This is a genomic window from Roseiconus nitratireducens (assembly GCF_008629675.1).
GTDB lineage: Bacteria > Planctomycetota > Planctomycetia > Pirellulales > Pirellulaceae > Stieleria > Stieleria nitratireducens.
Window position 1 is genome coordinate 289,185 of sequence record NZ_VWOX01000006.1, and the last position, 25,106, is coordinate 314,290.

The following is a 25,106-nucleotide window of genomic DNA, read 5'->3' on the forward strand; positions in this document are numbered from 1 at the left end:
TAAAAATGACGCGGGCTCCTCGCGGGTGAAGTGAACTGCACCCGCTCCGTCTTGCGACAGCCAGTCCATGGACGCAGCGGCGTTGGATAAACTGGGAGCAGCTTCGGCGTCGCGACCGATCCGCCGATCCTCATTCTTCCCCCTCTTTCCCCTTCCGGATCGTCACCATGATGCGATTACTGTTGGTCACCGGGCTGCTGGTCTCCTTCCCCGCGGCGAGTTGGGCCGAGCTAGCTCTGCCGCACTTCTTTTCCGATCACATGGTGCTGCAGCGGGAGCGAGATGCAGCGATTTGGGGAACCGCGACGGCCAATGCCGACGTCACGGTGACCCTGAAGGACCAGCGTGTGACGACCCACGCCGACGCGCAGGGCCGATGGCGGACGACGATTCCGACGGGAAAGGCTGACGGCAATGGTACGCAGCTGACGGTTGCCAGTGGAGACGATCAACAAACGATCCGAGACGTTTTGATCGGAGAAGTCTGGTTCGCGTCGGGGCAGTCGAACATGGTGTTCACGATGAATCGCGTGCCCGAATACCAATCGGTGATTGCCAAGGCCGATTACCCTCAGATTCGAATGTTCAACGCCCCGACGGTTACTTCCGTGGAGCCAAAGACGGACATCGACGGCCAATGGACGATTTGCAGCCCGGAGACCGCCAGCGGCTATTCCGCCGTGGCGTTCTTCTTTGCCCGAAAGCTGCAGCAGGAGCTTGGCGTTCCGATCGGCGTTATCAAATCCGCCTGGGGCGGCAAACCCGTAGAAACCTTTACCAGTCGCGAAGCACTGACGTCGCTGCCCCAAACCAGGGACAAAGTGGATGCCGCCATCAAAGCCGACGCGAGTTTCGATCTGCAAACCGCCAACGCTGCCTATCAGAAACGTCTGGAACAATGGAACACTGCGGTTGAGAAACGAAAAGCGTTGCCACCGGACCAGCGAGGTCGACAGCCACGGAAACCGTCACCGCCCAAGCGTCCCCTGAATACCGAAGGGCAACCCGGAGTCCTGTTCAATTCCATGATCAACCCGTTTGTCGGGTACACGCTCCGAGGGGCGATCTGGTATCAGGGTGAAGCCAACGCAAAACCCGGTGCGATTCCCTACGACATCACGCTGCCATTGATGATTCGCGATTGGCGGCAGCGATGGGACGACGACTTTTCGTTTTATTTCGTCCAACTGGCGAATTTTCGCGACCCGACGACGGAAGCGGGCAGCACCGACCCATGGGCGCTGCTGCAAGACCGGATGCGTCGAATCCTGCAAACCACACCCAAAACCGGCATGGCCGTGATCAATGACGTGGGCGAGGCAAAGGACATTCACCCTAAAAACAAACAGGCCCCCGGCGAACGCTTGGCTCGATGGGCTCTCGCCAAGGATTACGATCGGGACCTGGTGTATTCCGGACCACTCTTCCAGTCCGAGCACGTTTCGGGAGACACCATTGAAATCACGTTCGATCACGTGGGCGAAGGACTACGTTCGCGCGACGGAGAGTCCCTGAACCGATTCGAAATCGCTGGCGATGATCGTGTTTGGCACTGGGCCGACGCAAAGATCGTGGCTCCCAACCGCGTCGCGGTCAGCAGCCCGGACGTCTCGAAACCGATCGCCGTCCGCTACGCGTGGGCTTCCAATCCCCAAGGTGCGAATCTGGTCAACAGCGAAGGACTGCCGACGTCGGTCTTTCGCACCGACCAGTGGGACGACGTTGAACCGGCAGCCACTACCTCGGCAAGAGCTGCCCAGAATCCTCGTCGTCAGATCGCGGAAAAGATCCAGGCCTTGAAACAAAAACGCAATCAACTCCAGCCGGGTAGTGAAGCGTTTCGGGAGGTTTCCCGGGAGTTGAATGAGTCCCTGAAAACATTCCGGTCATCGGCCCCGAAAGCCACCTCGAAATGATGGGCCCGGCCAGAATCCCGCGTCGTGCCCGGAGGTCGTGCAGCTCACCCTTCCTCCCGGACGGTCAAAGGCGAAGCACGAGCCACGGGGGAGGGTGAAGGTTGATTGCAAGCGTTTGCGCTTGCCCCTACACCAATTCTCACCGAGAAAGTCGAGCGTCGGCACGCTCGACTTCCCTTGCAACGGAGCATGAAGTCGTCACACCAAGGCGCAGGCTTTGTGCAGTGCTTTGGAGGTGGCGGCACACGCCGCGTCATTGTCCAGCTGGTTCAGCTGCTTGTTGAACGGCTCGGCGCGCAGCGGCCCGTCGTATCCAATTTCGACAAGAGCTTGCAAGAACGACTTCGTGTCAATCACACCGGTTGCCATCGGCAATTCCCGCTCGTTGTCCTTCAATTGATTCAATTCAATCCCTGCCGGCGCATCGTTCAAGTCGCATCCGACGATTTGCTCGGCTTTCAAACCCCGAATGTCATCGGCTGACTCGCCCGCGGTGTGCCAGTGCCAGGAATCCAGGATGAACCCCACGTTGTCCTCTCCGATGGCCTCATGAAGCTCCGCCGTCTCGTGCATGTTGTGCACGAAGGGGTATCGCAGGTTGCTTCGCAGAGAAGGCGTTCCGACGTATTCCAGCCCCAAACGCAGACCGTGGTCTTTCAAGATTTTGGCGCATGCGCGCAACCGTTCGGTATGCTGCTTCAGGTTGTCGATGTAAGTCAGCTCGTCATGGCCCGGCATGATCCAGGTGCCCATCCGGGTCACCCCGGCTCGCTGCAACGCTTTGGCAAGCTGCGGCAGATCGTTCAGGCCGTTTCGATACGTCAGTTTGTCCTTGCGAAAATCAACCGGCAGCCCCGAGGAACCCCAGACGAGATTCTCCTCTTCCAAACGCCCCAGCAATGACTCGTTTTCGGCATCCGAAAGTTTGGCCAGATCAGCCGGTGAGGCAGTGACCGATTCGAAGCCGTGTTTCGCCGCCAGCGCGATGGCCTCCATCTGGTTCGCTTTGACGCCGATACTACCGGGACGAAGATCGATGGTGAATTTGCGCCCGGTCCCGGCCGCGCTCGCCGATCGGGGCAAGCAGGCAATCGCGGCGGCGCCAGCGGATGCTTTCAACCAATGACGACGTGAATGGATCATGGAGGATTCACCGAGTGAAGGGAGAGTGGGAAAGGGAGTTTTGCCGGCCACGCGAGTTCGAGCAGCCCAATTGGATGCCGCGGCCGCATTCGATCTCCCCACACTATAACCGGGGTCTTGCGTCCCGATGCCGCGGGCAGTGAAATCAGCAGTCCAGTGAAATCAGCAATCAATCGAACGATCCGGTCAACCAGCTGGATTGCCAGAACCTTGTCTGCAGGTTTCCCGTTTCGGTCTTTCCCCACGTCGATCCGCCGATGATTCTGATTGCAACCGACGAAGCCGGCTACGGCCCCCGTCTCGGGCCGCTGGTGATCGCAGGCACCGTTTGGCAGATCCCAGACGGCCAGCAGCGTGGAAAAACGCACGCGGCGGGCGAAGACGGGGTGGATCGAACGGCCGACAGTTGTTTCGCCGCATTCCAAACGCTCGCACGCCCCTTCCAATTGGGGACGCGTCGTATCTTGGTGGACGATTCCAAGTCCATCTTCCAACCACGGTCGGCTCGCAAATCGGGGGATCCGGGCTATGGCGTTTTGGAGACGGTGGCGCTGGCCGGATGTCGGTGGGCGGGCATCGGAGGCGCGAGTGTGCAGCTGGTACAGGACTTGGCGCCCGAAGACGCTGATTCCATCGCGGGCACTCCCTGGCTGTCCGACTTTGCGGCGGAATCAGTCGCCGTCGGCAACGTCCGTCCACTGATCGACCACTGGTCCGCAAGCGGAGCCAGGTTGATCGGCGTCGCAACCCGGATCATCACCGCCAACGCGTTCAATCGACACTGTGCCGGCGGCCGAAACAAATCAGATTTGCTATCCGAAGCCACCTTGGGCCTGGTCCGGACGTTGTTGCACTCGACCCACGACATCGATGCGGCCAGCCGAGCCGGCGAATCCATTTCGGTGTACTGTGACCGCCACGGCGGTCGACGCTACTACGCCGCGCCACTGCAAGCGGCGTTCGACGGTTCGTTGGTGCAGGTCGGCTTGGAGACATCGGGCGAAAGCAGCTATCGAGTCCCGTTTCGTGGCAGCGACTTTGCGATTCGATTCACCGTCAAAGGCGATGCATTCGCACCTGTCGCTTTCTCGTCTTTGGTCGCAAAATACTTGCGGGAAAAAGCGATGGAGTCGTTGAATCGGTATTTCGCCCGCCATCACGACGCGGACCCGCCTTTGCGTCCGACGGCCGGGTACCCCTCCGATGCGGAACGCTTTTTGAAACAGGTCACGACCACGATCCGCGGTCAACGTCTGGACCGCGACGCTCTGGTACGGGAACGATAGCCCGGATCCCGCTCGGTGCGGCGCTGAAGAATCTCATTCGTGCAGCGTCAATTCGACCGGGCAGTGATCCGATCCGAACACGTCGTGACGAATGCTTGCACCCTGCACTCGATCCATGAACTTCTTGGCGACCCAGAAATAATCGAGCCGCCAGCCGATGTTCCTCTCACGGGCGTTGCTGCGGTACGTCCACCAACTGTAGTGACCGGGGCCATCATGGAACGCTCGAAAAGCGTCGACGAATCCCGCCTTGCAAACACGATCCAAGGATGCGCGTTCTTCGGGCGTGAAGCCGGCATTCTTTTGATTCGCCTTTGGATTCGCCAAATCGATTTCCTGGTGCGAACAGTTGACGTCGCCGCAAAAAATGACGGGCTTGCGACGGTTGAGCTTTCTGACGTAGTCCAGAAACGCCGCGTCCCACTGCAGGCGGTAGTTCAATCGGGTTAAGCCCCGTTGCGAGTTTGGTGTGTAAACCGTCACCAGGTGAAAATCGTCCAGGGTTGCGGTGATCACGCGTCCTTCATTGTCGTGTTCCGACGCACCGATTCCCAACGAAGTCTTTCGGATCGGAACGCGGCTCCAAATGGACGTCCCACTGTACCCCTTCTTGAGGGCACAATTCCACGTTTGAGCGTAACCCAGCTCGTCAGCCCACGTCAGGTCCACCTGTTCGGGAGAGGCTTTCGTTTCCTGCAGGCACAAGATGTCGGGCTGTTCGGAAACAACGAAATCCCGGAACCCCTTGTCCATCGCGGCGCGGATTCCGTTCACGTTCCAAGAAATCAGTTTCATCGCGTGTTTTCGGGGGGCTGGTCGTCGGCGTCGCGGGAGAAGCTTGCTTTAAGAACTGGAAAGATCTTTTATACTTCCGGCCATGAGCAATCAATCCGACGCAAAACGAACCGGCCGTTCCGATATCGATCAAGCGATGGTCGCCGCCATCGCCACCGAATTGGGGATCCCACCGCAGCGGATTCGGGTGGCTATCGAGCTGCTGCAATCGGGCAATACAGTTCCATTCATCGCCCGGTACCGCAAAGAAGCGACCGGCACCTTGGACGAGATTCAGTTGCGGGCAATCGAAGACGCGTTGGAGCGATTTGAGCTGCTACAGGCAAGGAAGCGGACCGTGTTGAAGTCGATCGACGGGCAAGGTTTGCTTACCGATGCCCTCCGACAACAGATCCAGCAGTGCGGCGACATGGCCTCGCTGGAATTGATCTACCTGCCTTTCAAGCCGAAACGTCGGACGCGTGCCGAAATCGCCCGCCAACGCGGGCTGCAGCCACTCGCCGACCAGCTGATGGCCCAGCGGAGTCTCGGGCAGTCCAAGACGGCCACGCTGCAACCCTACGTGGACGCATCCGGCGACGTTCCGGACTGCCAAGCCGCGCTGGAGGGTGCGTTGGATATTGTTGCCGAACAGTGGTCGGAAGATCCGCCGACCCGCAAGTGGCTGGTCGACCAGGCATTCAAGTTCGGAAAACTGACATCGAAAGTCAAACGTGGGAAGAAAGACGAAACGTCAGCCGACAAGTTCGAACAGTATTTCGACCGCACTGAATCGGTCAAACGTGTGCCGGGGCACCGGGTGTTGGCGATGATGCGCGGCGTTTCCGAAGGCGTGCTGCGTGTCCAATTGCATTTCGACGGAACACGAGAACTGGACGAACTGACGCGGCGCCTGGTTCAGAATCGTCAATTCGAATTTGCCTCGGAGTTGCGGGCATGCGTGCAGGACTGCTACCAACGGTTGCTGATTCCCGCGACCGAATCGACCATCCTGCAACAGCTGAAGGAGCAAGCCGACGAGGAAGCGATTGAGGTGTTTGGAAAGAATCTCCGCGAGTTGTTGATGTCGCCTCCAGCGGGACCTCGCGTCACCTTGGGAGTGGACCCGGGCTTTCGAACCGGTTGTAAGTTGGCCGTGGTGGACAAGACTGGGCGGTTCCTGGATCACGCAACCGTTTTTCCGACGCCGCCGCGAAATGACACCGATGCCGCGGGTCGAACGCTGATCGGGTTGATTCAAAAGCACGGCGTCGAATTGATCGCCATCGGCAATGGGACGGCTTCACGAGAAACCGAATCGTTTGTGCGAACGTTGGTCCGTGAGAACGATTTGAGCGTAACCTCCGTGATGGTTAGCGAATCGGGGGCATCGATCTATTCCGCCAGTGATCTGGCCGTCAAGGAATTCCCAAATCTGGATCTCACCGTCCGCGGTGCGATCAGCATCGCTCGGCGGCTACAGGATCCCTTGGCCGAATTGGTGAAAACCGACCCGAAGTCCATCGGCGTGGGTCAGTACCAACACGACGTCAATCAGCCGCGGCTTCGCAAGTGCCTGGACCGCGTGGTCGAATCGTGCGTCAACACCGTCGGCGTGGACCTGAACACGGCCAGCGCGCCGCTGCTTTCGTACGTTGCGGGAATCGGGCCCAAATTGGCCGAACGCATTGTCAACTATCGTGACAGCCACGGTCGCTTTGCCAGCCGCACAGATCTGACGTCCGTACCGACGCTTGGCAAAAAGGCGTTCGAACAAGCCGCCGGTTTCTTACGCATTCGCGGCGGTGCTCAACCGCTGGACGATTCGGCGGTGCACCCCGAATGCTATCGGGTCGTGCAACACATGGCTCAACGACTGGGCCGTGACGTGAACTCGCTGCTGGGGAACCCGGCTCTAACGCAAACGCTCAGTCCTGAGGAATTTGTGGAGGGGGAGGTCGGATTGCCAACGGTGCGCGACATTTTGGCGGAGTTGGCCAAACCCGGGCGAGATCCTCGCAGCGAGTTTCGGGCGGTCAAATTCAGCGAGACGGTCAACGCGTTTGAGGACGTGACCGCCGGGATGGTGTTGGAGGGTCAGGTCACCAACGTCACGCACTTCGGAGCCTTCGTGGACGTGGGCGTCCATCAAGATGGGCTCGTGCATGTTTCGCAACTGGCTGATCGCTTTGTGTCCGACCCCAGCGAAATCGTGACCGTGGGTGACGTCGTCCGAGTGAAGGTACTGGAGGTTGACGCGGCTCGAAAACGAATTTCGCTGACGTTGAAATTCTGATGCTGATGTTCCTGACGTCGGCATTCCGCACCATTCCTGGTGTGAACGAATGCCAACTTGCCATTCATCAATAGACGCTGCACGCGTACCGATCACCATCGAACCCATTTTGCGCCGCCACGGGCTCGGCTGCCCGTGATACCATGGCTGTCCCAAATCCTCCCCGGACCAACCGGTCCTGATGCACCGCAGCACCGCCCAGGATACCACCGATGCGACTCCCCCCTCTGTTCGTTCTCCTGATTGGATTGCTGGCAGTCAGCACCGGCGGCGATGCCAAAGCTGAAAGCCCCAACCTGTTGATCGTGACGGTCGACGACATGAGTTGCGATTCGGTCGGCGCATTCGGTTGCGAACTGGCCGAAACAACGCCGACCATTGATCGACTGGCCGCCGAAGGCCTGCGATACGAGCATGCCCACGTTCAAGTCGGCAACTGCTATCCATCTCGCAACGTGATGTTCTCCGGACGCTACCCGCACAACACGGGTGTGGAAGGATTTTACCAGGTTCGCGATGCCGACTATCCGCACCTGGTGGACCTGATGAAACAGGCGGGCTACTTCGTTGCCATCCGCGGAAAGGTATCCCACTCGACCCCGTATCAGCCCTACGGCTGGGACGCTGACCTGACCGAAATTGATGGGCAGAAGCAGGACATGAAGAGCCCAGCTTCGTACTACCGGTCGACCAAACGTGGTATTGACCTGGCACGTGAAGCGGGCAAGCCGTTCTGTTTGAACATCAACATCTCGGATCCGCACAAGCCGTTTTACGCGATGAACGGTCGCGGCCAGGTGGTTGCCGACAAGAACGTTCCGTCCCACGTTTTTACGGCAGACGAAGTGCCGATCCCGGGCTTCTTATTCGACCATCCGGATGTACGGCTGGAGCTTGCCCATTACTACTCTTCGGTCCGCCGCGCCGACGACTGCGTCTCGCAGGTGCTTCGAGCGTTGGAGGAGTCGGGCCAGTCGGACGATACGGTGGTGATATTTCTTTCCGACCACGGTATGCCGCTGCCCTTCGCGAAAACCGCGCTGTGGAACCACAGCACCAAAACGCCTTGGATTGTTCGCTGGCCCGGCGTCGTCAAGCCGGGAACGGTGAACACAGAAGAGATGATCTCGGCGGTGGACCTGCTACCCACGCTGGTCGAAATCGTGGGCATCGATCCTCCCCAGGGATTCGATGGGCGTTCTTTTTATCCCACGTTACTGGGCAAGCCGCAGGATGGACGCGACATGGTTTACAAGGTCTACAACGAGAACGCCGGCGGAAACCGAAGTCCGATGCGTAGCGTGCAATCCAAACGCTTTGGATACCTGTTCAACCCCTGGTCCGACGGCAATCGCGTTTTCAAAACGGCAACGACGGGAACTTTGACTTATCGTGCGATGCAGAAAGTTGCTCAGTCCGATCCAGAAGTTGCCAAGCGACTGGAACTGTTCCGCCACGGGGTGCGCGAAGAGTTCTATGACTACCAGAACGATCCTGATGCGTTGCACAACTTGATCGACGATCCCAAGTACGCCGATCAACTCCGCCGCCATCGGCAGGCGATGCTGGAATTCATGCGGCAGTCGGACGACCCGATGTTGGAAGTGTTCCAGAACCGTGACGACGATGCATTTGTCAGTGCCTATGTGGATCGCGTGCAAGCAGAGTCGGACGCGCGTCGAAACCGGCGGCAACGTTCGCGACAGTCACCAAACCAGACCCGCCAAAACCCCAACCTGTTCCGATTGCAGTATCCCGAACAAGCCGTTCCCGGCCAGCGGTTCCTTGTCACGGTCGTGCATCAGCTGCCCGAAAAACTGGGTGAGCAATCGTTTCACGTCACGCTGAAGGATGCCCAGGGCCGACGAATCGAACGCGTCGTCAAGACGGCGTCCGCCGATGGCCGACTGGAAGTGCCCTTTCAGATTCCCGCGGACTACCGTGGCCAGGCGGTGTTTGTCGCGACGTTTGTCGGCGAAGATTATCCCACCAACTTGTTGCACCGCAGTGAAGGCCCCGTCAGCGTGGATCCGGCGAAGTGATCCAGCGATCGACCGTCACTCGACCGCCCCAATCGCAACCGGCAGAACGACCGCGTGAACGGTTCTCGGGCGGTCCCCCCAAAAGTTCACGACGTCTGATACCTTTTCGCGAGCCAATGTCGCCGTTGAACCGAACCAGGAGCTTCTCCATGCGTTTTGTCTGGACCATCTTTCTGGCGTTGTTGGGAACCTGCTGCTTCGCCGAGGACTGGCCAGGCTGGCGCGGACCGCGGGGCGACGGCACCAGTCAGGAAACGCAGGTGCCGACGGTTTGGGATGGCCAGGCGGGAACAAATATTCGTTGGAAGTCGGCCATCCCGGGGACCGGTTTTTCCTCCCCGGTCGTCATCGGAGACGTGGTTTTCTTGACCGCCTGTGACCCATCGTCCAATCAGCGTTTGCTGCATTGCGTGGACCGTCGAAACGGCAGCATCCGGTGGACACGCGTCGTCATCGAGGCGCCACTGGAGGGCATGCACAAACTCAACAGCCGAGCCTCCGGGACGCCCGCCGCGGACGAACAGGCAGTCTTCGTCACCTTCTTTCGGACCGACGACGGGAGCGGAGAACGAGGCGTTCCGGGAGAAATGGTTGTCGCCTGCTACGATCATGACGGCCAGCAACAATGGATCAAGACCGTCGGAACGTTCGCCAGCATTCATGGCTTTTGCACAAGCCCTGTCCTGTTCCGAAATGAGGTGATCGTCAACGGAGATCATGACGGCCAGTCGTATTTGGCGGCTTTGAATCGGCACACCGGGGAATTGCTGTGGAAAACGCCGCGGGTCCATCAAACACGCAGCTACGTCACCCCTCTGCTTCGCGAAGTCGACGGGAAGATGCAGTTGATCCTGAGCGGCAGTCAGCGTGTTGCCGGATTTGATCCGGTCGATGGCCGTAGGCTGTGGTGGATCGAAGGACCGACCGAACAGTTCGTCGCTTCGATGGTCGACGACGGCGACTGTTTTTATCTGACGGCCGGTTTTCCAACTTACCACGTCATGGCGATCCGTCCCGGAGGCGAAGGCGACGTCACCGAGTCACACGTGAAATGGCACGTCAATGACGCCAAGAGCTACGTGCCCTCGCCGGTCGTCGTCGATGGGCTGCTGTTTGTCGCCGACGACCGCGGCATTGCCCATTGTTTCGACACATCCACCGGAGAACGACTGTGGCGCGAACGATTGGGACGTCACTTCAGCGCGTCGCTCGTTGCTGCCGCGGGACGGGTCTACTTCACGTCCGATGACGGAGAAACCACTGTGATGCGAGCGTCCCGTGAGCCGGAAGTCGTTGCCGTCAACGAATTGGGGGAATCCGTTTTCGCCTCGCCGGCAATCTCCGAAGGCGATCTTTTCGTTCGCACGCGCGAACACCTGTTTTGTATCCGGACGAATCCGTAAACCAGCCGCCAGCGATCGCAGGCGCAGTCGACGAGAGGCATGCTACGGGAGAAAAAAAGAGTAGGGCTGCAGGCATGCACAGCATGCCCTACGGGAGCAAAAAACGAGTAGCGACGCTCGCCAGAGCGTCGCTTTCCACCGCGATCGCGATGGTAGCCACGGGTTTTGCGAGCTTTCAGACAGAGCCTCGACGGATCAGGCCGCTTTGCGGGTTCGTGAGGGGGCGTCGATGCGGGGCCGAACCGAGGCCAACGGGCCGATTTCGCTTGGCGTCGCGTCGCCGTACCACTGGCGATGTTTGATCGAGTCCAGAATCGCTTCCGCGATGGTCACCGCACGAGCTCCGTCGGCTCCACTGACCGTGGGCAGCATCCCGGACTGGATGCTGATCACGAAATCATGCAGTTCATCCAGGATCGCGTTGCGTGGTTCCAGCTCGCGGGTTTCGATTCCCAAGTGGTCTCGGAACAACTCGTCGGCATACTGCAGCGGATTGTCCGTGGCAACTTCCAGGTCAAACGTGCGCTCGACCAACGAGGTGCTCGGTCGAACGGTGTGCAATGCGGGACCGGAGAAATCGATCTCGGCGAATCCGTTGGATCCAAACACCTGCATGCTGCGGGCGGGCGTGGGGCTGATCCGAGACGCCTTCAAGTTGGCGACCAAACCGCATTCAAATTCGACCCGGGCTTCCGCCAAATCTTCGTGGTCGCTGACCACCGCCAAACCACTGGCGGCGACGTGTCGCACCGGTGCTTCGGTCATCGAACAAACAAGGTCGATGTCATGAATCATCAGATCCATGACCACCCCGACGTCCAGGCATCGTCCCGGAAACCGCGAGGCCCGAACGGCTTCGACATATTTCGTATCGACGGACAGTTGTTCCAACGAGGTGAACGCCGGATTGAAGCGTTCGACATGCCCGACCTGCAGCGTCAGCCGACGTGCCGAGGCAAGCATGGCCAGTTTATTCGCGTCGGCAGCCGTGGTGGCTAACGGCTTTTCAACCAACAAATGTTTACCAGACTTCAGCAAGTCCGTGGCGATCTCCGCGTGCGCGTCGGTGGGAGCGGCGATGATCGCGGCATCGACCTGGTCGATCAATTCGCGGTAATCGGCCACGGTCGGCACGCCAAACAGCTTTCGGGCGTTCTGGCGAGCCGATTCGATCGGATCACTGATCCCGACCAATTCGGCCCCGTCGACACTGGAGAGCAGTTTTGCGTGGATCCGCCCCAGATGGCCGGCTCCGATGACGGCAACTCGCAATCGGGTCATGCTGCTTTCTTGCTCCGTTGATCTTGGCCACGTCCGTGCCGCCCACTGCAGGAACGATCGACGCAGTCGAACAGGTGTTTGAGCACGGGGCGAATCGGCCCCTTGCTGAAAACGGTCTCGCGAGCCTTCTCGACTCCCACGCGGGCCCGATACAAAAGTTTGAAGGCTTGGACCAATACGGCGATGTCTTCCGAAGTGTATCCGTGCCGCTTCAATCCGATCGTGTTGATCGCCCGCGGCTTGGTCGGCTGACCGTCGACAATCGTGTAGGGCGGGACGTCGTGAAGCACGCGGCTCATCGCACTGACAAAGCTCAGTTGACCGACCGTGGCGAAATGAGAGACTCCCACTCCGCCCGCGATGGTCACATCGTTGCCAACGCGAACGTGTCCGCCGAGCATTCCGTTGTTGGCGATCACAATTCGATCACCGACCTTGCAATCATGGGCGACGTGGGTTCCCGCCATGAAAAAGTTGTTGTTGCCGATTTCCGTCACACCGTCTTCTTTCTCGGTCGCCCGGTTGACGGTGCAGTGTTCGCGAAAAATGTTGTTGTCGCCGATCAGGACTTGGGTCGGCGTGTTCTTGTAACTGGTGTCCTGCGGATGGCCACCGATGACGCTTCCCTGGAAGATGTGGTTTCGCTCTCCAATGGTGCAATGTCCGGTCACCACGACATGCTCTTCGATGACCGTTCCGTCGCCGATCTTGGCGTCCGGCCCGATGACGGAAAAGTTGCCGATTCGGACGCCCGTTCCCAATTGGGCACGCGGATCAACAACGGCGGTTTGAGCGATCACAACACTCATGGCAAAACAATCTACGTGTGGAGAAACGGTCGTGAGTTTGGAATGGGGGGCGAGTCGTCGTAGACCGCCGCACCTTAGTCAATCCCGGCGTTCGGAATCGAGAGGAATCGAAGTCGTTTTCATTGGTGGCGGGTGGCAGGTGGTGGGATGGGAACCATTCATGATCCGCAGTCGGACTCAGGCGGCCGGACGCCGGCTGACCGATCCGTCGCGACTGTTGCGCGATTGGCTTTGCAGCGCCAACTGATAAAGCGCTTCAGCCATTTTTCCGTTCAATCGGTGGCCGCCGCGGTGCGAGACGAACTTTCCGACCAGCTCGACTCCGGCCAGGGCCAGGTCACCAACCAGATCCAAGGCTTTGTGCCGCGCACATTCATTGGGGTAACGCAGTTGGTTGTCGATCGGGCCGGCATCACCGAACACCAGCAGGTCTCTGTAGGAAACGTGCTGGGCGACACCCTGAGAACGCAACATTTCCGCCTGATCTTCGGTCACGAAGGTTCGTGCCTCGGAAACGTCACGTACAAATCGGTGGGGTGTGCACGCAAAGGCATAACTTTGATTGGGGATCGCACACGCGTGGTCGAACACCAGCTGGTATCCGTACTGGCTGACGCCGGAGGTCGCCGGGGAAGCCGTCAACCAAGCGGCGCCGTCGTGCAGCGTGATCAATTGCTCGATCACCAGACGCGGCCGCTCGGCCGCCTGAATCACCAGCCCGGCACCCGAAATCGCCTGGACGTAAGCAAAGCTGCTTCCGTCCAACCCCGGCAACTCTTCCCCGTCGACTTCCACGATGCAGTTGTCGATTTCCATGGCGTAGAGCGCCGCCATCAGATGCTCGACCATCTGAAAACGGGCTTCGCCATCGGCAAGGTTGGTTCTCATCTTGGCGTCCGTCCGGTGGCGGACATGAGCGACGCAAGACGGTCGACCGGGAAGATCGCTTCGGACCAATCGCACCCCCGAGTTCTTCTCGGCGGGACGCATCACGACACGGGTCTGTCTGGAGGACCAGTACCCGGTGCCAACGACTTCGCAATCCGAAGCGAGGGTATGTTGATTTCGCGAAATGATCACGTCCGGCCTCCCTGCCGAAAGGGTCGGCGATACCAAGTGACGGACATCCGTGTCCGTTGAAGCTTGACCTGCCACGTCCTGACGCATCCGAAGCGAACCGACGATTGTCACGCTGGCGCGTCCGATCGCCGCCGTTTGGCGGACGCCTCGGAAACGACAACCGCTGCGTCAAGACACATTCGCCGCGTTGGAATCACGCCCCGCGCCCCCGCTCCGGATCGACCGTTGCGAGGGGCCTGCCCGCGAACCGCGCGAACTATTGGCGGTTCGGGGTTTTGCCGGCAACCAGGACCTTGTCCAGGTACTGCATCACGCCCGGAGTCATGTCCAACGAGTCGTCGTGGTAGACGATGTTCTTCATCACGCCACGGATCACGGACTCGCCGCTGGACTCGTTCATGTCTTCGCTGTTGTAACGCAAGACCAGGTTGATCTTGTAATGGTTGGCCAGGAACTTCACGCCGGCGGTGATCCGCTGGTAGTTTTCGAAGTAGATCTTGGCTTCGGCGTCGGCCAGCTCTTTGCGTTTGCGAGCCATATCCAGACGAAGCTTCGATTCCATTTCCGCGACCTGTTCTTCCAGGGCGGCGTAATCGGGCGATGCCGGATTGAGGGCCTTCAATTTGGCCGCGGTGCTCTTGAGAGCTTCCCGCTTTTCCTTCAGCTCCGCATCGTAAGCTTTCAGGTCGGCTTCCACCTTGCTGACTTGGGCTTTGATGCCGGGGTGATTCTTGAAGATATAAGCGACGTCGACGACCGCCACGCGGTGCGGCGCCGTATCCTGGGCCGAGGCTTTTTCAGCAATGCTGCTGGGAGCCACAACGGATGCCACTGCGATGGCAATTCCACAGATTTGATGGCGAACGGTTCGCACTTTCGCTCTCCTTGCGTTTTCGGGTCGCACGTCCTTGGTGCCAGCAGTGAATCGAATACCTGGACTTTCCAGATTCGATCCGAAATAGTCAAAGCGGACATCCGTTGCCCGCTTCCACCATCTGTTTACTGGCATGCCGAAATCACTTCGGCGTTGTTCAGTGTCGTCGATTGTGGCAATCCGGCGTGCCGGCGTAAAGATTGAAAACGTCGTTTCGAAAAGCGAGCAAAAACTTTTTTTCGTTCCGATTGCTGCTAATTCGAACGTTTCTCAAGCTCTCCACGCAGCGTCAGCTCGGTCGCATTTCGCATGACCTTGATTTCGAATCGATCGCCCGGCGAATGATTTCGCACCCACGACAACACGTCGGCGGTGGTGCGCATCTCTTTTTCACCCAGACGCTGTATCTGGTCACCGATCTGCAATCCGGCTTTGGATGCTGGTCCGTCCGGCGTGACGCCGGTGATGCGAACCGAGCCATCCCGCTGGGAGATCTGCACGCCCAGAAACGCCGTCATCTGACGCCGAATCTGAACGCGTTTCTCCGTTTCAGCGTAACGCGGCCGCTGAGGACGCGTCGCCAGTTGGAATGCCACATCGGAAACCATATCGGTTAATCGGGTCAGGTCACCAAAATCGATTTTGTCGAAATCGTCTGATGGACGGTGATAATCGTTATGCAGACCCGTAAAGAAGAACAAAACGGGCACTTTGGCTCGATAAAAAGATTGGTGGTCGCTGGGCCCGTAGCCGCTGGCAACCTTGTACAGTTTGAATCCGAACCGCTCGTTGGCCGCATCAACCAACGATTCCAGGCCGTCCGCCGTTCCCGTGCCGTACACCGTCAATTCGTTGTCCCGCAACCGCCCCACCATATCCAGATTGATCATCGCCGCCGTGTTTCCCAGCGGCCGGACCGGGTTCTGGACGTACCACTGGCTGCCCACCAGCCCCCGTTCCTCGGCGGTGAAGGCGATGAACATCACGGTCCGGTGACTGGCGACCGATTTCAGCCGGGGGACCAGCTCGCCCGCGCATCCCAACATCGCCGCGGTGCCGCTGGCGTTGTCATCGGCCCCGTTGTGAACGGCAATGGTTCCGGGAGCCAGGGATCCGAAGCCGCCCATCCCGACGTGGTCGTAGTGGGCTCCCACCACCAGCGTCTGATCGGCAAGGCTTCCTTTGCCCGGCAGCACGCCGATCACGTTGTCACTGGTTGCGACCGATGGTTTCAGATCGACCGAAACGGTCGCGGTGACCGATTCCAGATCGCGACTTGCCGGGCGAAACGTTTGATCGATCTTGTCTTCCAACGATTCCAGTCCGGATCCGCTTGACGAGAGGATTCGGTCCGCCAAATCACGCGCAAGCGAGGCGACGGGGATCGCGTCGGTCTGTTTGGTTTGCCGTCCCGCGTCGCTGAGCCCCAGCACGCCGCGCTGGGCCGTCAGCAAATCCAACCGCATTGACTGGATCAGTTGGTCGATTCGATCGATTTTTTCCTGGGTCGCGGCCCGATTCTTGACCGCTTCTTCGGGCAGATTCTCCAGCAATTGGACCAGCCCTTCGCGGCGTTGCTGTTCCTGCGCAATCCGATTGGTCTGGTCCTGAGTCGCTTCGCGAACGCTGGCAGGATCATTGACCAACAACACCGCGACCGCACCGTGCGAAATCGCGTTGGCAATTTTGGTCGCAAAGAAAGCGTGCCGCGTGTTCTTTACGCCGTCGAAGGGGCTGTCTGGATCACTGATCCCGGGCTCCTTGCGCAAGATCATCACCACGGCACCCTCGGCATTGACGCCGTCGTAGTCATCGTAGTCGTGTTCGGCGGAGGTGATGCCGTAGCCGGCAAACACCAACCGGCCGGAGGCCTTGGCGTTCTCTTTGCCGATTGCCAGCGGGCCAAACCCGTCGCCCAGTTGGGCCTCGATCGTCTCTTCGTCGGCAAGCTGGATTCGGCAAAAGTTGCGGTCCTGGCTTCCGACCTCGCTGCCAACCGGGACATCGACCGATTGAAAGGGCGTACCGGCGATCTGGTCGGTTTGCAGGCCGATCGAACGCATTCGGTCGGCCACATACTTGGCGGCCAACTGGATAGTCTCGTCGGTCACGCTCCGACCACGCAGTTCCTCCGAAGCCAGGTATTGCACATCCTGACGGAGCGCTTCGGTGGTGCCACCGGAGTTGGAAGCCTCTTGACCGACCGCATCGCGAAGGAGGGTGGCTTGCGCCGACAACATTCCGAACGCGAACACCACCGCGGCAATACTCAACCGCGTGGACGTTTCACCGCGGCTTCGCGAGTCCACTGGATTCACGACGTTTCCCCCAATGAGATGCTTGCCCAGCAGTCGGCCGAGCGAAATACCTGACCTGGATGCCGAATTGCAGGCGTGCTGGGAGCGGAATTCGCTCCCTTGAGTTCGCCCCGCCGGCCCCGGCAACGGTACCGCCGCGAATCCATCACCGGTTCAATCAAGCCGCTTCGGCCGGCTTGTCGCCGCGTGCGACCAGGTAGTACAGGATCGGACTGGCAACAAAGATCGAACTGTAGGTTCCGACCAGCACGCCGACGACCAATGCGAACGCAAAGGCGTGGATGCCCTCGCCGCCGAAGGCGTACAGCAACAGCACCACGATCAGGGTGGTCAACGACGTCAGCAAGGTTCGGCTGAGCGTCTGGTTGATGCTGGAATTGATCATCTCGCTGGTCAGCCGCGGCGCCTTTCCTTTCGTTTCGCGGATTCGGTCAAACACCACGATCGTGTCGTTCAACGAGTAGCCGATGATCGTCAGCAAGGCGGCTACCACCGTCAAACTGATCTTGAACGGGTCGATCAACAGGAAACCCAAGGCGTCTGCCACGTAGTAGCTGATCGCGATGGCACCCAATGTGATCAAGACGTCGTGGATCAACGCGGCGACGGCGGCAAAGCCGTAGATCACGCGTTGGAAGCGGAACCAGATGTATCCAATGATCACCAACAGGCTGGCAAACAGTGCGACCGAAGCACGCCCGATCATCTGACCGGCGACGCGCGACCCGACGCTGCTGCTGCTGACCCAAACCGGCTCGCTGCCGAGCGATTGACCGACGGCCTGCATCAGTTGGTCGGCGGATTGTTCGCCCATCGGCAACGTCACGGTCCATTCAGAGAACGGAATGCTCGATCCGTTGCTCCATTCCTGCGCCCCCTCGCCTTCAGGCTCGAGTTCGACCGCGCGTTCGTTCAACGGGATTCCCAGTTCATCCGCAGCTTCCTTCATCCGTGCCACCAAAGTGGTTCCACTGATGGAAGCGGCATTGGAAGCACCTTCAATGGACAGGCTGATGCGGCGGGTGGCGGACTGCCCGGCATCCAGGGCAGGCCCGGAATCGCTTTGGGGAGCTTCGGCTGAATCGTCGCCGGATTCCTGGCCCGCAGCGGCTTCACTCGCAGCCTCGTCACCCGGGGCGTTATTGTCGCCTTCAGGCTCGGCTGCCGGTTGATCCTGCAGCAGGGCGGTCAGCATCACGCCATTGAATTCCGGTTGAATCACGGACGTGTTCGCTCCGGCGGATTGAATATCGACATCGTAGGTCACCAGATCGGTGCCCGGCTCATCGGCGAAGGACGCCACCACGCGTCGCTGCAACTCGGAAACTTCTTCGATCGACGAATCGACCTTGAACACGGTGCCGTCGGCGGCACCTTCCATCGTGACACCGTTGACGGTGAATTGGACGCCGACGCCGTTCTGTTCTCCGATGCCCGCACCGACGATGCGACGAATCTCCTCGGTGGTCGTTTGCTCGTTGACCCGGAACTGCACCGAAGAGCCGCCGGCGAAATCAATGTCCAGAATGCTCTTGCCGCGGGCGACAAGCGAGGCGACGCCGATCACGATCAGCACGGCGGAAACGGCCAGGGAGATTTTCCCTTTGCCGATGAAATCCAACATGCCACCACCGGACAACGATTCGCGAACATTGTTGACCATGTCAGACATGCTGAGGGTCAACTTGTTGTGCCGCTCGGCGATGTCAAACAGGGTTCGCGACATGTAAATCGCGGTGAACATCGAGAACAGGATGCCTAAGATCAAGGTCACGGCAAACCCGCGGATCTGGTCGGTCCCGATCGCGTACAACACGATCGCCGTAAACAGCGTCGTCAAGTTCGCGTCGACAATGGTGACTGTGGCCTTGGAGAATCCGTTGCGGATCGCCATCCGAGCCTTGGCGCCCTTTTTGATTTCTTCCCGAATCCGTTCGAAAATCAGCACGTTGGCGTCAACCGACATCCCCACCGTCAGAACCAGACCGGCCAGACCGGGCAAGGTCAGCGGCTGGTTGATCAACACCATCGTCGCCAGAATCATCGCCAGGTTCAGCAGCAGGGCGATGCAGGCAATCAGGCCGGCGAATCGGTAGTAGTACAGAATGAACACCAGCACCAAAGCCAGCGAGACGCCGATCGCATAAACACCCTTGCGGATCGTGTCGGCCCCGAGCGTTGCGTCGATCTGGTTCTTGGCGATGGGTTGCTTGGAAAGGGCGGCCGGCAATTGACCCGCCTTCAAGATGTCGACCAGCGATTTGACTTCTTCGGAGGTGAAGTTTCCCGTAATCCGACCTTGCTTGCGGATCGGCTGCAAAATGTTCGGTGCTGAAAGCAAACGATCATCCAGGACGATCCCCAGCTGGCGTTGGCGTGTTCCCTGCGGGGCATTCTCCGTGGTCAACGCGAAGAACTTGCCGCTTCCCGAATCGGTCAAATTGAAGGCGACGGCGGGCGCCCCCTTTTCGTCGAACGTGGTCGAAGCGAAGGCGAGGTCTTCGCCTTTGACGTCCAGATTGGGGTCGATGATCATCAACACCTCCAACCCGGGCAAACCCTGTTGCTGGACCCACTGGGCCTGCAAGTACTCCCCGTCGCGGCCGCGGACGCTGTTGGGCAAATCGATGAATTGGCCGTTCTCGGGGTTGCGGACGATGGCGTCGCCGACGTTCACGCGGAACGGCTTGACGTCGGTCTTGGCGGCGGTCTCTTGATCGACGACGGCCCAACGGCCGACGACGGATCCGTCGATGTCCGTGACCACCTCACTCAAGCGAACGGCGCGATCTTCCGATTGGGCCTGGTCGCGAGCCAGATCGATTTCCCGGCGGTGATCGACCTCGTTGGCGACAATGGCAAACCGCAGAATTCCGGCCTGTTCGACAATCTCTTCGATCGCGGCCACTTCGCGCTGATCCACCTCCGGCACGATGATTTCGATTTGAGAATCACCATAGGGCCGGATCACGATTTCGCGGGTCCCGCTGGGGTTGATCCGCTTGGTCAGCGGTCCAACCAGGTCTTGGGATTTGACGCTGCTGTCCGGATTGTCTTTGCTGGGATCGATCTCGTACACCAGAATCGTTCCGCCGCGGAGGTCGACGCCCAGACCCGGCAGACGATTGAGCAGCACGACGGCGCTGGCCGTGATGGCAAACAGCACAAACCCCAGCCGCAACGAGTGCGAGGGCATTTTCATCCGCTTGGCCAAAAAGCCGCCGACCGTGAAGGGCAGAATCAGTACTGCCAACGCAGCGGCCACCCAGCCGAGTTGCGTCCAGGAGATCCCATCGTCGGGCTTCGCCTGGGCAAACAATTGAGCGGAAAAAACGTCGCCGACCCAGTTTCCGATCGATTGCGAATCGATCGTTGCGAGGGCACCGAAAAACGGTTCAGCGAGTGAGAGACAGTCCATCGTTGATTGTTTCGCAGTCGGGGAGGATGCAGTCGCTAGCGAATGCGGTGATGTAAAGGTGTGCCGTGGTGGTGTTGGGATGGTCGTCCGCCAAGGATTCCGCCGCCGCGAGTGCGAGCGTTCGTCGGATCGGACTCGAATTCATTCGTATCGGTCGCGATTTGGTTCGTGTCGCGTTGGAACTTCTTTGTCCTATTCAGCCTCTTTGGCCTTCTTTTCGTTGACGACCGTCAGCGCCCAACGGCTGACTTTGACTCGAACCTGGCCGCTTTCGTCCAATCGCAGCGTCACCACGTCGCTCTCGGGGGAAGCGCTGACGACCGTTCCATGAAGCCCGCCGCTAGTAATGACCCGGTCATTCTTTCCGATCGCCGCGATCCGCTTGGCTTCTTCGGCCTTGCGACGGCGTTCCGGAACCACCAGCGTCATGTAGAAGATCAGCAGGATGCCCACGATCGGAAACAGCGGGTTTTCCATCAGCTGCAAGATGAAGGGCTTGTCCGCCGCCGGGGCAGCCTTCGGACCCTGAGCCACGAGCAAATTGACGTCCGCGATGATCCCGCGCAGCCCCAAGCCGAGTGGCCACGGCACCGATAGCGATGCGGCGAAATGGGAAAGAACGGGGAGCACAATCCGGGCCCAATCAGGTTAAATTCAGCAAACGTTTTGAACGCGAGGCGCCAATCGAATGCACGAGGACAAGCTTCACAAGCCAAAAAGCCGGCCTGAGAGCGGAAAAACCAAGTGCGGCATGATATGGAAGGCCAATTTTGGTCACAAGCCCAGCCAGGCGCGTTCTTTCAATCGCGATCGCCGATGACGGTCCGTTTCGCCCCACCCTTTCGCCGTTGCTGTTCTCCAAATCCTTCCCGTCATGAACGACGCAGCTTCAGAACACACCGACCCGCACCGCCAAACCGCGAGCCGCGGAACGCCTGGCGGCCGTCGACCGGACGGCGACCGGTCGGCATCCTGGCTGCCGCCCTGGCCCCCCCAATGGCCGGAAATCACTGACTCGGTCTCGCACGCATTGGCTGATGGCAGTTGGGGTCGCTACCACGGCCGGCTTGCCGAACAGCTTCGCATCCGGATCGGCGAACTTGGCGGGTGCCCGAGTTGCCGGCTGCTCTGCAGCGGATCGGCCGGAATTGAGCTGGCGCTGCGCTCCGTCGGAATTTCCGCCGGCGACAAGGTCCTGCTGTGCGGCTACGACTACCCGGGCAACTTTCGCGCTGTCGAACTGCTTGGCGGGCGACCGGTGCTGGGCGATGCAGCGTCCGACAGTTACTCGCTGGACGCTTCGGCCGTGCAAGCCTGCCCGGCGGACGTCAAAGCCGTCATCGTCTCGCACCTGTATGGCGTGGGCGCCGCCGTCGCTTCGATCCGCGAACAATGCGACCGGCGCGGCTTCGCGTTGATCGAAGACGCGTGCCAGGTGCCCGGCATGATCATCGACGGCCGACCGGCGGGAAGTTGGGGCAACGCTGCCGTCTTCAGCTTCGGGGGCAGCAAACCGTTGACGGCCGGCAACGGCGGCGCCGTGCTGACAGCAGACCCGGTAATCGAATCTCGCTGGAATCGGTGGCTGGATCGCCCCAGTGACGCGTTGCCCATGAGCGAATTGCAGGCCGCCGCCTTGTTGCCGCAACTGGATCGGCTGGACGCCTGCAACCGGCTGCGGGCGGAATCCGTGCAACAGATCCTGGCGGCCGTTCCCTGGACGCGGACGGCGTCGGCGCTGCCGTCGGCCGATCGGACATCGACGCTGTACAAATGGGCCTGGCAATCCGATCGACGCGATGACTTAATCACCCAGCTGTCCGAAGCCGGCCTGCCGGTCGGAACGGGCTATCGATCGATGCACCGCAGCAGCGATCGCCGTTGTGACAAGCTGGGCCCGCTGCAGCGCTGCCAAGCCCTGGACCAACAGCTTTGCGTCCTGGACCATTCGGCCCTGCTTTCAACCGGCCCCCAACGTGACCGCGTGGTTGAAATACTGAATGCCTTCGCCGCGTGACGGTGACAACGGCCACTCCCTTGATTCCAGCCGCGAAGCGGCGAAAGCTTCCTGCCGTCGGTGCAAGCCGACGGAGACGGCTGCCCAAACGCCACCAAGGATCCTGGAAAGGACGTTTTCTATCCGGCTGAATCGATTCACGTTCCCCGCTTCAAGATCGCCCCCAACTCGACCAGGTGACGCAAGCCGTCGCAATGCGCGGTGTAGCGCAACTTCGGTCGCAGGTCGTCTCCCAGAGCCCGCCCGCCGACAATCAAACTGACCTCATCGCCCAACGCGTCGGCGAGCTTGTTCTCTTCGCGAATGAACCGGGCCGGGTCATCGACGGCGGTGACACTCAACCAGACCAAGCGGGGCTGGTAATCCGAAACGGCTTGGACGAGCGACTCCAGCGGCAAATCGTTTCCCAAATTGACGGCGTTCCAACCGCTTTCACGCAGCGCCAACTCCACCAGAGCACTCGGCAACTGGTAAGGGTCGCTCTCCGGGGCACCGCCGATTGCTGTCGGCGCTCCCTCGGGCAATTCCTCCAACCCGTCCTGGAGCTGGTAGATCAGACGCGCGCAAATGTTGCAGCTCCGCCGTTCCTGGTACACCTCCAGATCGCCGCAATCCCACGCGTCCCCCAATCCTCGCATCGCGTCGGTGATCAAGTCTTCTGCCGCTTCGGCCCGGGTCCAGCCCAGAGCGATCCGGTCGCGCATCAGTTGCTCGCACCGGGCCTCGTCGCCGCAAGCCAGCGCGGCGCGGAATTCCTGCTGAATCGGCTCATTCCCTTGCCCGGGTATCGGCCGACGACGTGTCCGGGGGCGACTAGCGACGTCCATCACCCGGGCGTCGATCCCCAGCGACTCCACCCCCAACGGCTTGGGGTCGACCAGCATCCGGTTGGTCGCGCGGAGAAACTCGCGCAGACCAGAAAGCGTGATCCGTCGGTGCCCGCCGACGGTGCGGATCGTCGGAATGATGCCCTGGTCGCACCAACGCTTGACCGACGATTCACTGACCTGCAGCGAAGCGGCAACCTGCTTGGGAGAGAACTGAGGCGGGGCGTCGGACACGGAGTCTCCGGGGGCGGAAGGCAGCACCCTGAACGCTTTGAACGTTTACCAGGACATTTCCTGGGCTGTCCAGGTCATCAAACGGTAGCAAAATCGTTCATTTTGCCAACCTGTCTTACAATCTGATGCGTCATCCGGCACCACAAAACACGGCCAATTTCTAAATATTTTGTTTTTTCCGCATCCGGTCGTTGTTTCATCGCGAAACCACAGGTACCGTTATGAACGATTTGAACGAGTTTTACGAAACTCGCCCCCTCTCAGCCAGGATTGACAGATGAGTGCTGCAACGCGAGACGCCACTTCAGCGGAAACACAGACGTCAACCAGCGGCGGATCCGCTGTGGGATCCCAGTCGGCCCGCGGTCGCAAGCTGCGTGCCCGTCCGCCGGCATGGCTGAAGATGGCCGAACTGGAGCCGGCGAATCGGGAAGCGGATCAATTCCTCGAATCGCTCGAGGGGCTGACGACCGCTCAATTGCGGACTCGAACGAAACGGCGGTTGCGGGAAGAAATCGCGTTTATCGCCAACGACGACTTTCGCGACCCCGAGCTGGGCAAGGCTATCTTTGAAGAATCCCTGGAACTGGCACCCCGCCAAGCTTCTCTGGGCGTGGCAGCGATTCGTCGCAGCGGGATCGACATGCCGATCCACTTGGGCCGACTGTGCGAGGCGCCTCTTTTGAAGCCCGACCAGGAGCGGATGTTGTTTCAACGGATGAATTACCTGCTGCAGCAGGCTGCCATCCACCGCAGCCTGCTGAATCCGGCACGACCGTCGCGCGTCCGGCTGGAACTGATCGATCGCCTGCTTGCCCTAGCTGCCTGGCACCGCGACCGGATTGTCGAAGCCAACCTCCGATTGGTGTTCTCGATCGTCAAGAAGTTCGTCAATCCGAACAACAATTTCGACGACTTACTCAGCGACGGCATCGTGGCGCTGATCCGCGCGGTTGAAAAATTCGACTTCGACCGTGGCTTCCGTTTCAGCACGTACGCGACGCAGGTCATCCGACGGAACTCTTATCGCACCGTGGTGGTCAAGCAGCAGGAGCGTCAGAAGACGGTTGGCGGGCTGCAGGACATGGAAATCGATCTGACAGACGAAGGCCGGGAATCGGCGATCAGCGAGAAGCGGTGGCATGAATTGCGAAGCCGTCTGAGCGTGATGCTCGATGACCTGGACCGTCGCGAGAAGTTCATCATTCGCGCCCGATTTTCGCTCGGCGCCCATCGCAAGGTGCACACGTTGCAGGCTCTCGCAAACCGACTTGGGGTTTCCAAAGAACGGGTCCGTCAACTGGAACGCCGTGCCATGGATAAGCTGCGTGGGATGGCGGGCAACGCACAGCTCGCCGAACTCGAATCGCCTTGAGCGAGATTGCGGG

At 59.9% G+C, this 25,106-nt stretch carries 18 protein-coding genes; 7 read left to right on the plus strand and 11 right to left on the minus strand.

Translation table 11 applies throughout. The features are described 5' to 3' along the window. Nucleotides 1–167 precede the first annotated feature (167 nt). On the plus strand, nt 168–1,916 hold the full coding sequence (locus FYK55_RS12865) for a sialate O-acetylesterase (RefSeq protein ID WP_150076827.1): 1,749 nt from the start codon (nt 168–170) through the stop codon (nt 1,914–1,916). Nucleotides 1,917–2,114: 198 nt separating this feature from the next. Here the strand turns inward: FYK55_RS12865 and FYK55_RS12870 are convergent, their stop codons facing one another. Then, nucleotides 2,115–3,059 (minus strand): sugar phosphate isomerase/epimerase family protein, encoded by a 945-nt coding sequence (locus tag FYK55_RS12870; RefSeq protein ID WP_201743704.1) that lies wholly within the window; start codon nt 3,057–3,059, stop codon nt 2,115–2,117. 257 nt (nt 3,060–3,316) lie between these two features. On the opposite strand from FYK55_RS12870, the gene FYK55_RS12875 reads away from it, so the two are divergent. Then, entirely contained in the window at nt 3,317–4,345 is a 1,029-nt protein-coding gene (locus FYK55_RS12875) for a hypothetical protein (protein ID WP_150076828.1), read from the plus strand. A gap of 33 nt (nt 4,346–4,378) precedes the next feature. Here FYK55_RS12875 and FYK55_RS12880 read toward each other — a convergent pair whose 3' ends face one another. Further along, nucleotides 4,379–5,140, minus strand: a complete 762-nt coding sequence (locus tag FYK55_RS12880) for an exodeoxyribonuclease III (protein ID WP_150076829.1) — start codon at nt 5,138–5,140, stop codon at nt 4,379–4,381. Between the two features lie 82 nt (nt 5,141–5,222). On the opposite strand from FYK55_RS12880, the gene FYK55_RS12885 reads away from it, so the two are divergent. From FYK55_RS12885 to FYK55_RS12895, 3 genes are all read left to right on the plus strand, one after another. After that, nucleotides 5,223–7,415 carry a Tex family protein gene (locus FYK55_RS12885; protein ID WP_235908652.1) on the plus strand — a complete coding sequence of 731 codons (2,193 nt, stop codon included), beginning with the start codon at nt 5,223–5,225 and terminating at the stop codon, nt 7,413–7,415. A gap of 212 nt (nt 7,416–7,627) precedes the next feature. Further along, nucleotides 7,628–9,457: a sulfatase family protein gene (locus tag FYK55_RS12890; protein WP_150076830.1), complete on the plus strand. Its 1,830-nt coding sequence runs from the start codon at nt 7,628–7,630 to the stop codon at nt 9,455–9,457. A 149-nt stretch (nt 9,458–9,606) separates the two neighbouring features. Continuing rightward, nucleotides 9,607–10,860 (plus strand): outer membrane protein assembly factor BamB family protein, encoded by a 1,254-nt coding sequence (locus tag FYK55_RS12895; protein WP_150076831.1) that lies wholly within the window; start codon nt 9,607–9,609, stop codon nt 10,858–10,860. A 195-nt stretch (nt 10,861–11,055) separates the two neighbouring features. Here the strand turns inward: FYK55_RS12895 and FYK55_RS12900 are convergent, their stop codons facing one another. The 8 genes from FYK55_RS12900 to yajC all read right to left on the minus strand — a co-directional run bounded on the left by FYK55_RS12900 (nt 11,056) and on the right by yajC (nt 21,231). Beyond that, nucleotides 11,056–12,141, minus strand: a complete 1,086-nt coding sequence (locus tag FYK55_RS12900; protein WP_150076832.1) for a Gfo/Idh/MocA family protein — start codon at nt 12,139–12,141, stop codon at nt 11,056–11,058. Next, nucleotides 12,138–12,950 (minus strand): acyl-ACP--UDP-N-acetylglucosamine O-acyltransferase, encoded by an 813-nt coding sequence (lpxA, locus tag FYK55_RS12905; RefSeq protein WP_150076833.1) that lies wholly within the window; start codon nt 12,948–12,950, stop codon nt 12,138–12,140. Before lpxA ends, FYK55_RS12900 begins: the two co-directional genes overlap by 4 nt. Nucleotides 12,951–13,127: 177 nt before the next feature. Beyond that, complete coding sequence (lpxC, locus tag FYK55_RS12910; RefSeq protein WP_150076834.1) at nt 13,128–14,030, minus strand: UDP-3-O-acyl-N-acetylglucosamine deacetylase; 903 nt, start codon at nt 14,028–14,030, stop codon at nt 13,128–13,130. Between the two features lie 256 nt (nt 14,031–14,286). Next, nucleotides 14,287–15,039, minus strand: a complete 753-nt coding sequence (locus FYK55_RS12915; RefSeq protein WP_150076835.1) for an OmpH family outer membrane protein — start codon at nt 15,037–15,039, stop codon at nt 14,287–14,289. A 119-nt stretch (nt 15,040–15,158) separates the two neighbouring features. After that, complete coding sequence (locus FYK55_RS12920; protein WP_150076836.1) at nt 15,159–17,222, minus strand: M28 family peptidase; 2,064 nt, start codon at nt 17,220–17,222, stop codon at nt 15,159–15,161. A gap of 157 nt (nt 17,223–17,379) precedes the next feature. Beyond that, entirely contained in the window at nt 17,380–20,640 is a 3,261-nt protein-coding gene (gene secD / locus FYK55_RS12925; protein WP_150076837.1) for a protein translocase subunit SecD, read from the minus strand. After that, nucleotides 20,618–20,785 carry a hypothetical protein gene (locus FYK55_RS29080; RefSeq protein WP_161604481.1) on the minus strand — a complete coding sequence of 56 codons (168 nt, stop codon included), beginning with the start codon at nt 20,783–20,785 and terminating at the stop codon, nt 20,618–20,620. Before FYK55_RS29080 ends, secD begins: the two co-directional genes overlap by 23 nt. Nucleotides 20,786–20,832: 47 nt before the next feature. After that, nucleotides 20,833–21,231: a preprotein translocase subunit YajC gene (gene yajC, locus FYK55_RS12930; RefSeq protein ID WP_150076838.1), complete on the minus strand. Its 399-nt coding sequence runs from the start codon at nt 21,229–21,231 to the stop codon at nt 20,833–20,835. Nucleotides 21,232–21,514: 283 nt separating this feature from the next. On the opposite strand from yajC, the gene FYK55_RS12935 reads away from it, so the two are divergent. After that, the gene (locus FYK55_RS12935; protein ID WP_150076839.1) at nt 21,515–22,657 is read left to right on the plus strand and encodes a DegT/DnrJ/EryC1/StrS family aminotransferase; all 1,143 of its coding nucleotides are present in this window, start codon (nt 21,515–21,517) and stop codon (nt 22,655–22,657) included. Nucleotides 22,658–22,794: 137 nt separating this feature from the next. Here FYK55_RS12935 and FYK55_RS12940 read toward each other — a convergent pair whose 3' ends face one another. Then, nucleotides 22,795–23,718, minus strand: coding sequence for a helix-turn-helix domain-containing protein (locus FYK55_RS12940; protein ID WP_150076840.1), 924 nt, complete (start codon nt 23,716–23,718; stop codon nt 22,795–22,797). A gap of 403 nt (nt 23,719–24,121) precedes the next feature. Here FYK55_RS12940 and FYK55_RS12945 point away from each other — a divergent pair, with 403 nt between their 5' ends. Continuing rightward, the gene (locus tag FYK55_RS12945) at nt 24,122–25,093 is read left to right on the plus strand and encodes a sigma-70 family RNA polymerase sigma factor (RefSeq protein WP_150076943.1); all 972 of its coding nucleotides are present in this window, start codon (nt 24,122–24,124) and stop codon (nt 25,091–25,093) included. Nucleotides 25,094–25,106 lie beyond the last annotated feature (13 nt).

Coding starts and splice junctions, on each gene's coding strand:
- FYK55_RS12865 (WP_150076827.1), top strand. CDS start 168: ATGATGCGATTACTGTTGGTCACCGGGCTGCTGGTCTCCTTCCCCGCG.
- FYK55_RS12870 (WP_201743704.1), bottom strand. CDS start 3,059: ATGATCCATTCACGTCGTCATTGGTTGAAAGCATCCGCTGGCGCCGCC.
- FYK55_RS12875 (WP_150076828.1), top strand. CDS start 3,317: ATGATTCTGATTGCAACCGACGAAGCCGGCTACGGCCCCCGTCTCGGG.
- FYK55_RS12880 (WP_150076829.1), bottom strand. CDS start 5,140: ATGAAACTGATTTCTTGGAACGTGAACGGAATCCGCGCCGCGATGGAC.
- FYK55_RS12885 (WP_235908652.1), top strand. CDS start 5,223: ATGAGCAATCAATCCGACGCAAAACGAACCGGCCGTTCCGATATCGAT.
- FYK55_RS12890 (WP_150076830.1), top strand. CDS start 7,628: ATGCGACTCCCCCCTCTGTTCGTTCTCCTGATTGGATTGCTGGCAGTC.
- FYK55_RS12895 (WP_150076831.1), top strand. CDS start 9,607: ATGCGTTTTGTCTGGACCATCTTTCTGGCGTTGTTGGGAACCTGCTGC.
- FYK55_RS12900 (WP_150076832.1), bottom strand. CDS start 12,141: ATGACCCGATTGCGAGTTGCCGTCATCGGAGCCGGCCATCTGGGGCGG.
- lpxA (WP_150076833.1), bottom strand. CDS start 12,950: ATGAGTGTTGTGATCGCTCAAACCGCCGTTGTTGATCCGCGTGCCCAA.
- FYK55_RS12915 (WP_150076835.1), bottom strand. CDS start 15,039: ATGCCAGTAAACAGATGGTGGAAGCGGGCAACGGATGTCCGCTTTGAC.
- secD (WP_150076837.1), bottom strand. CDS start 20,640: ATGGACTGTCTCTCACTCGCTGAACCGTTTTTCGGTGCCCTCGCAACG.
- FYK55_RS29080 (WP_161604481.1), bottom strand. CDS start 20,785: ATGAATTCGAGTCCGATCCGACGAACGCTCGCACTCGCGGCGGCGGAA.
- FYK55_RS12935 (WP_150076839.1), top strand. CDS start 21,515: ATGAACGACGCAGCTTCAGAACACACCGACCCGCACCGCCAAACCGCG.
- FYK55_RS12945 (WP_150076943.1), top strand. CDS start 24,122: ATGGCCGAACTGGAGCCGGCGAATCGGGAAGCGGATCAATTCCTCGAA.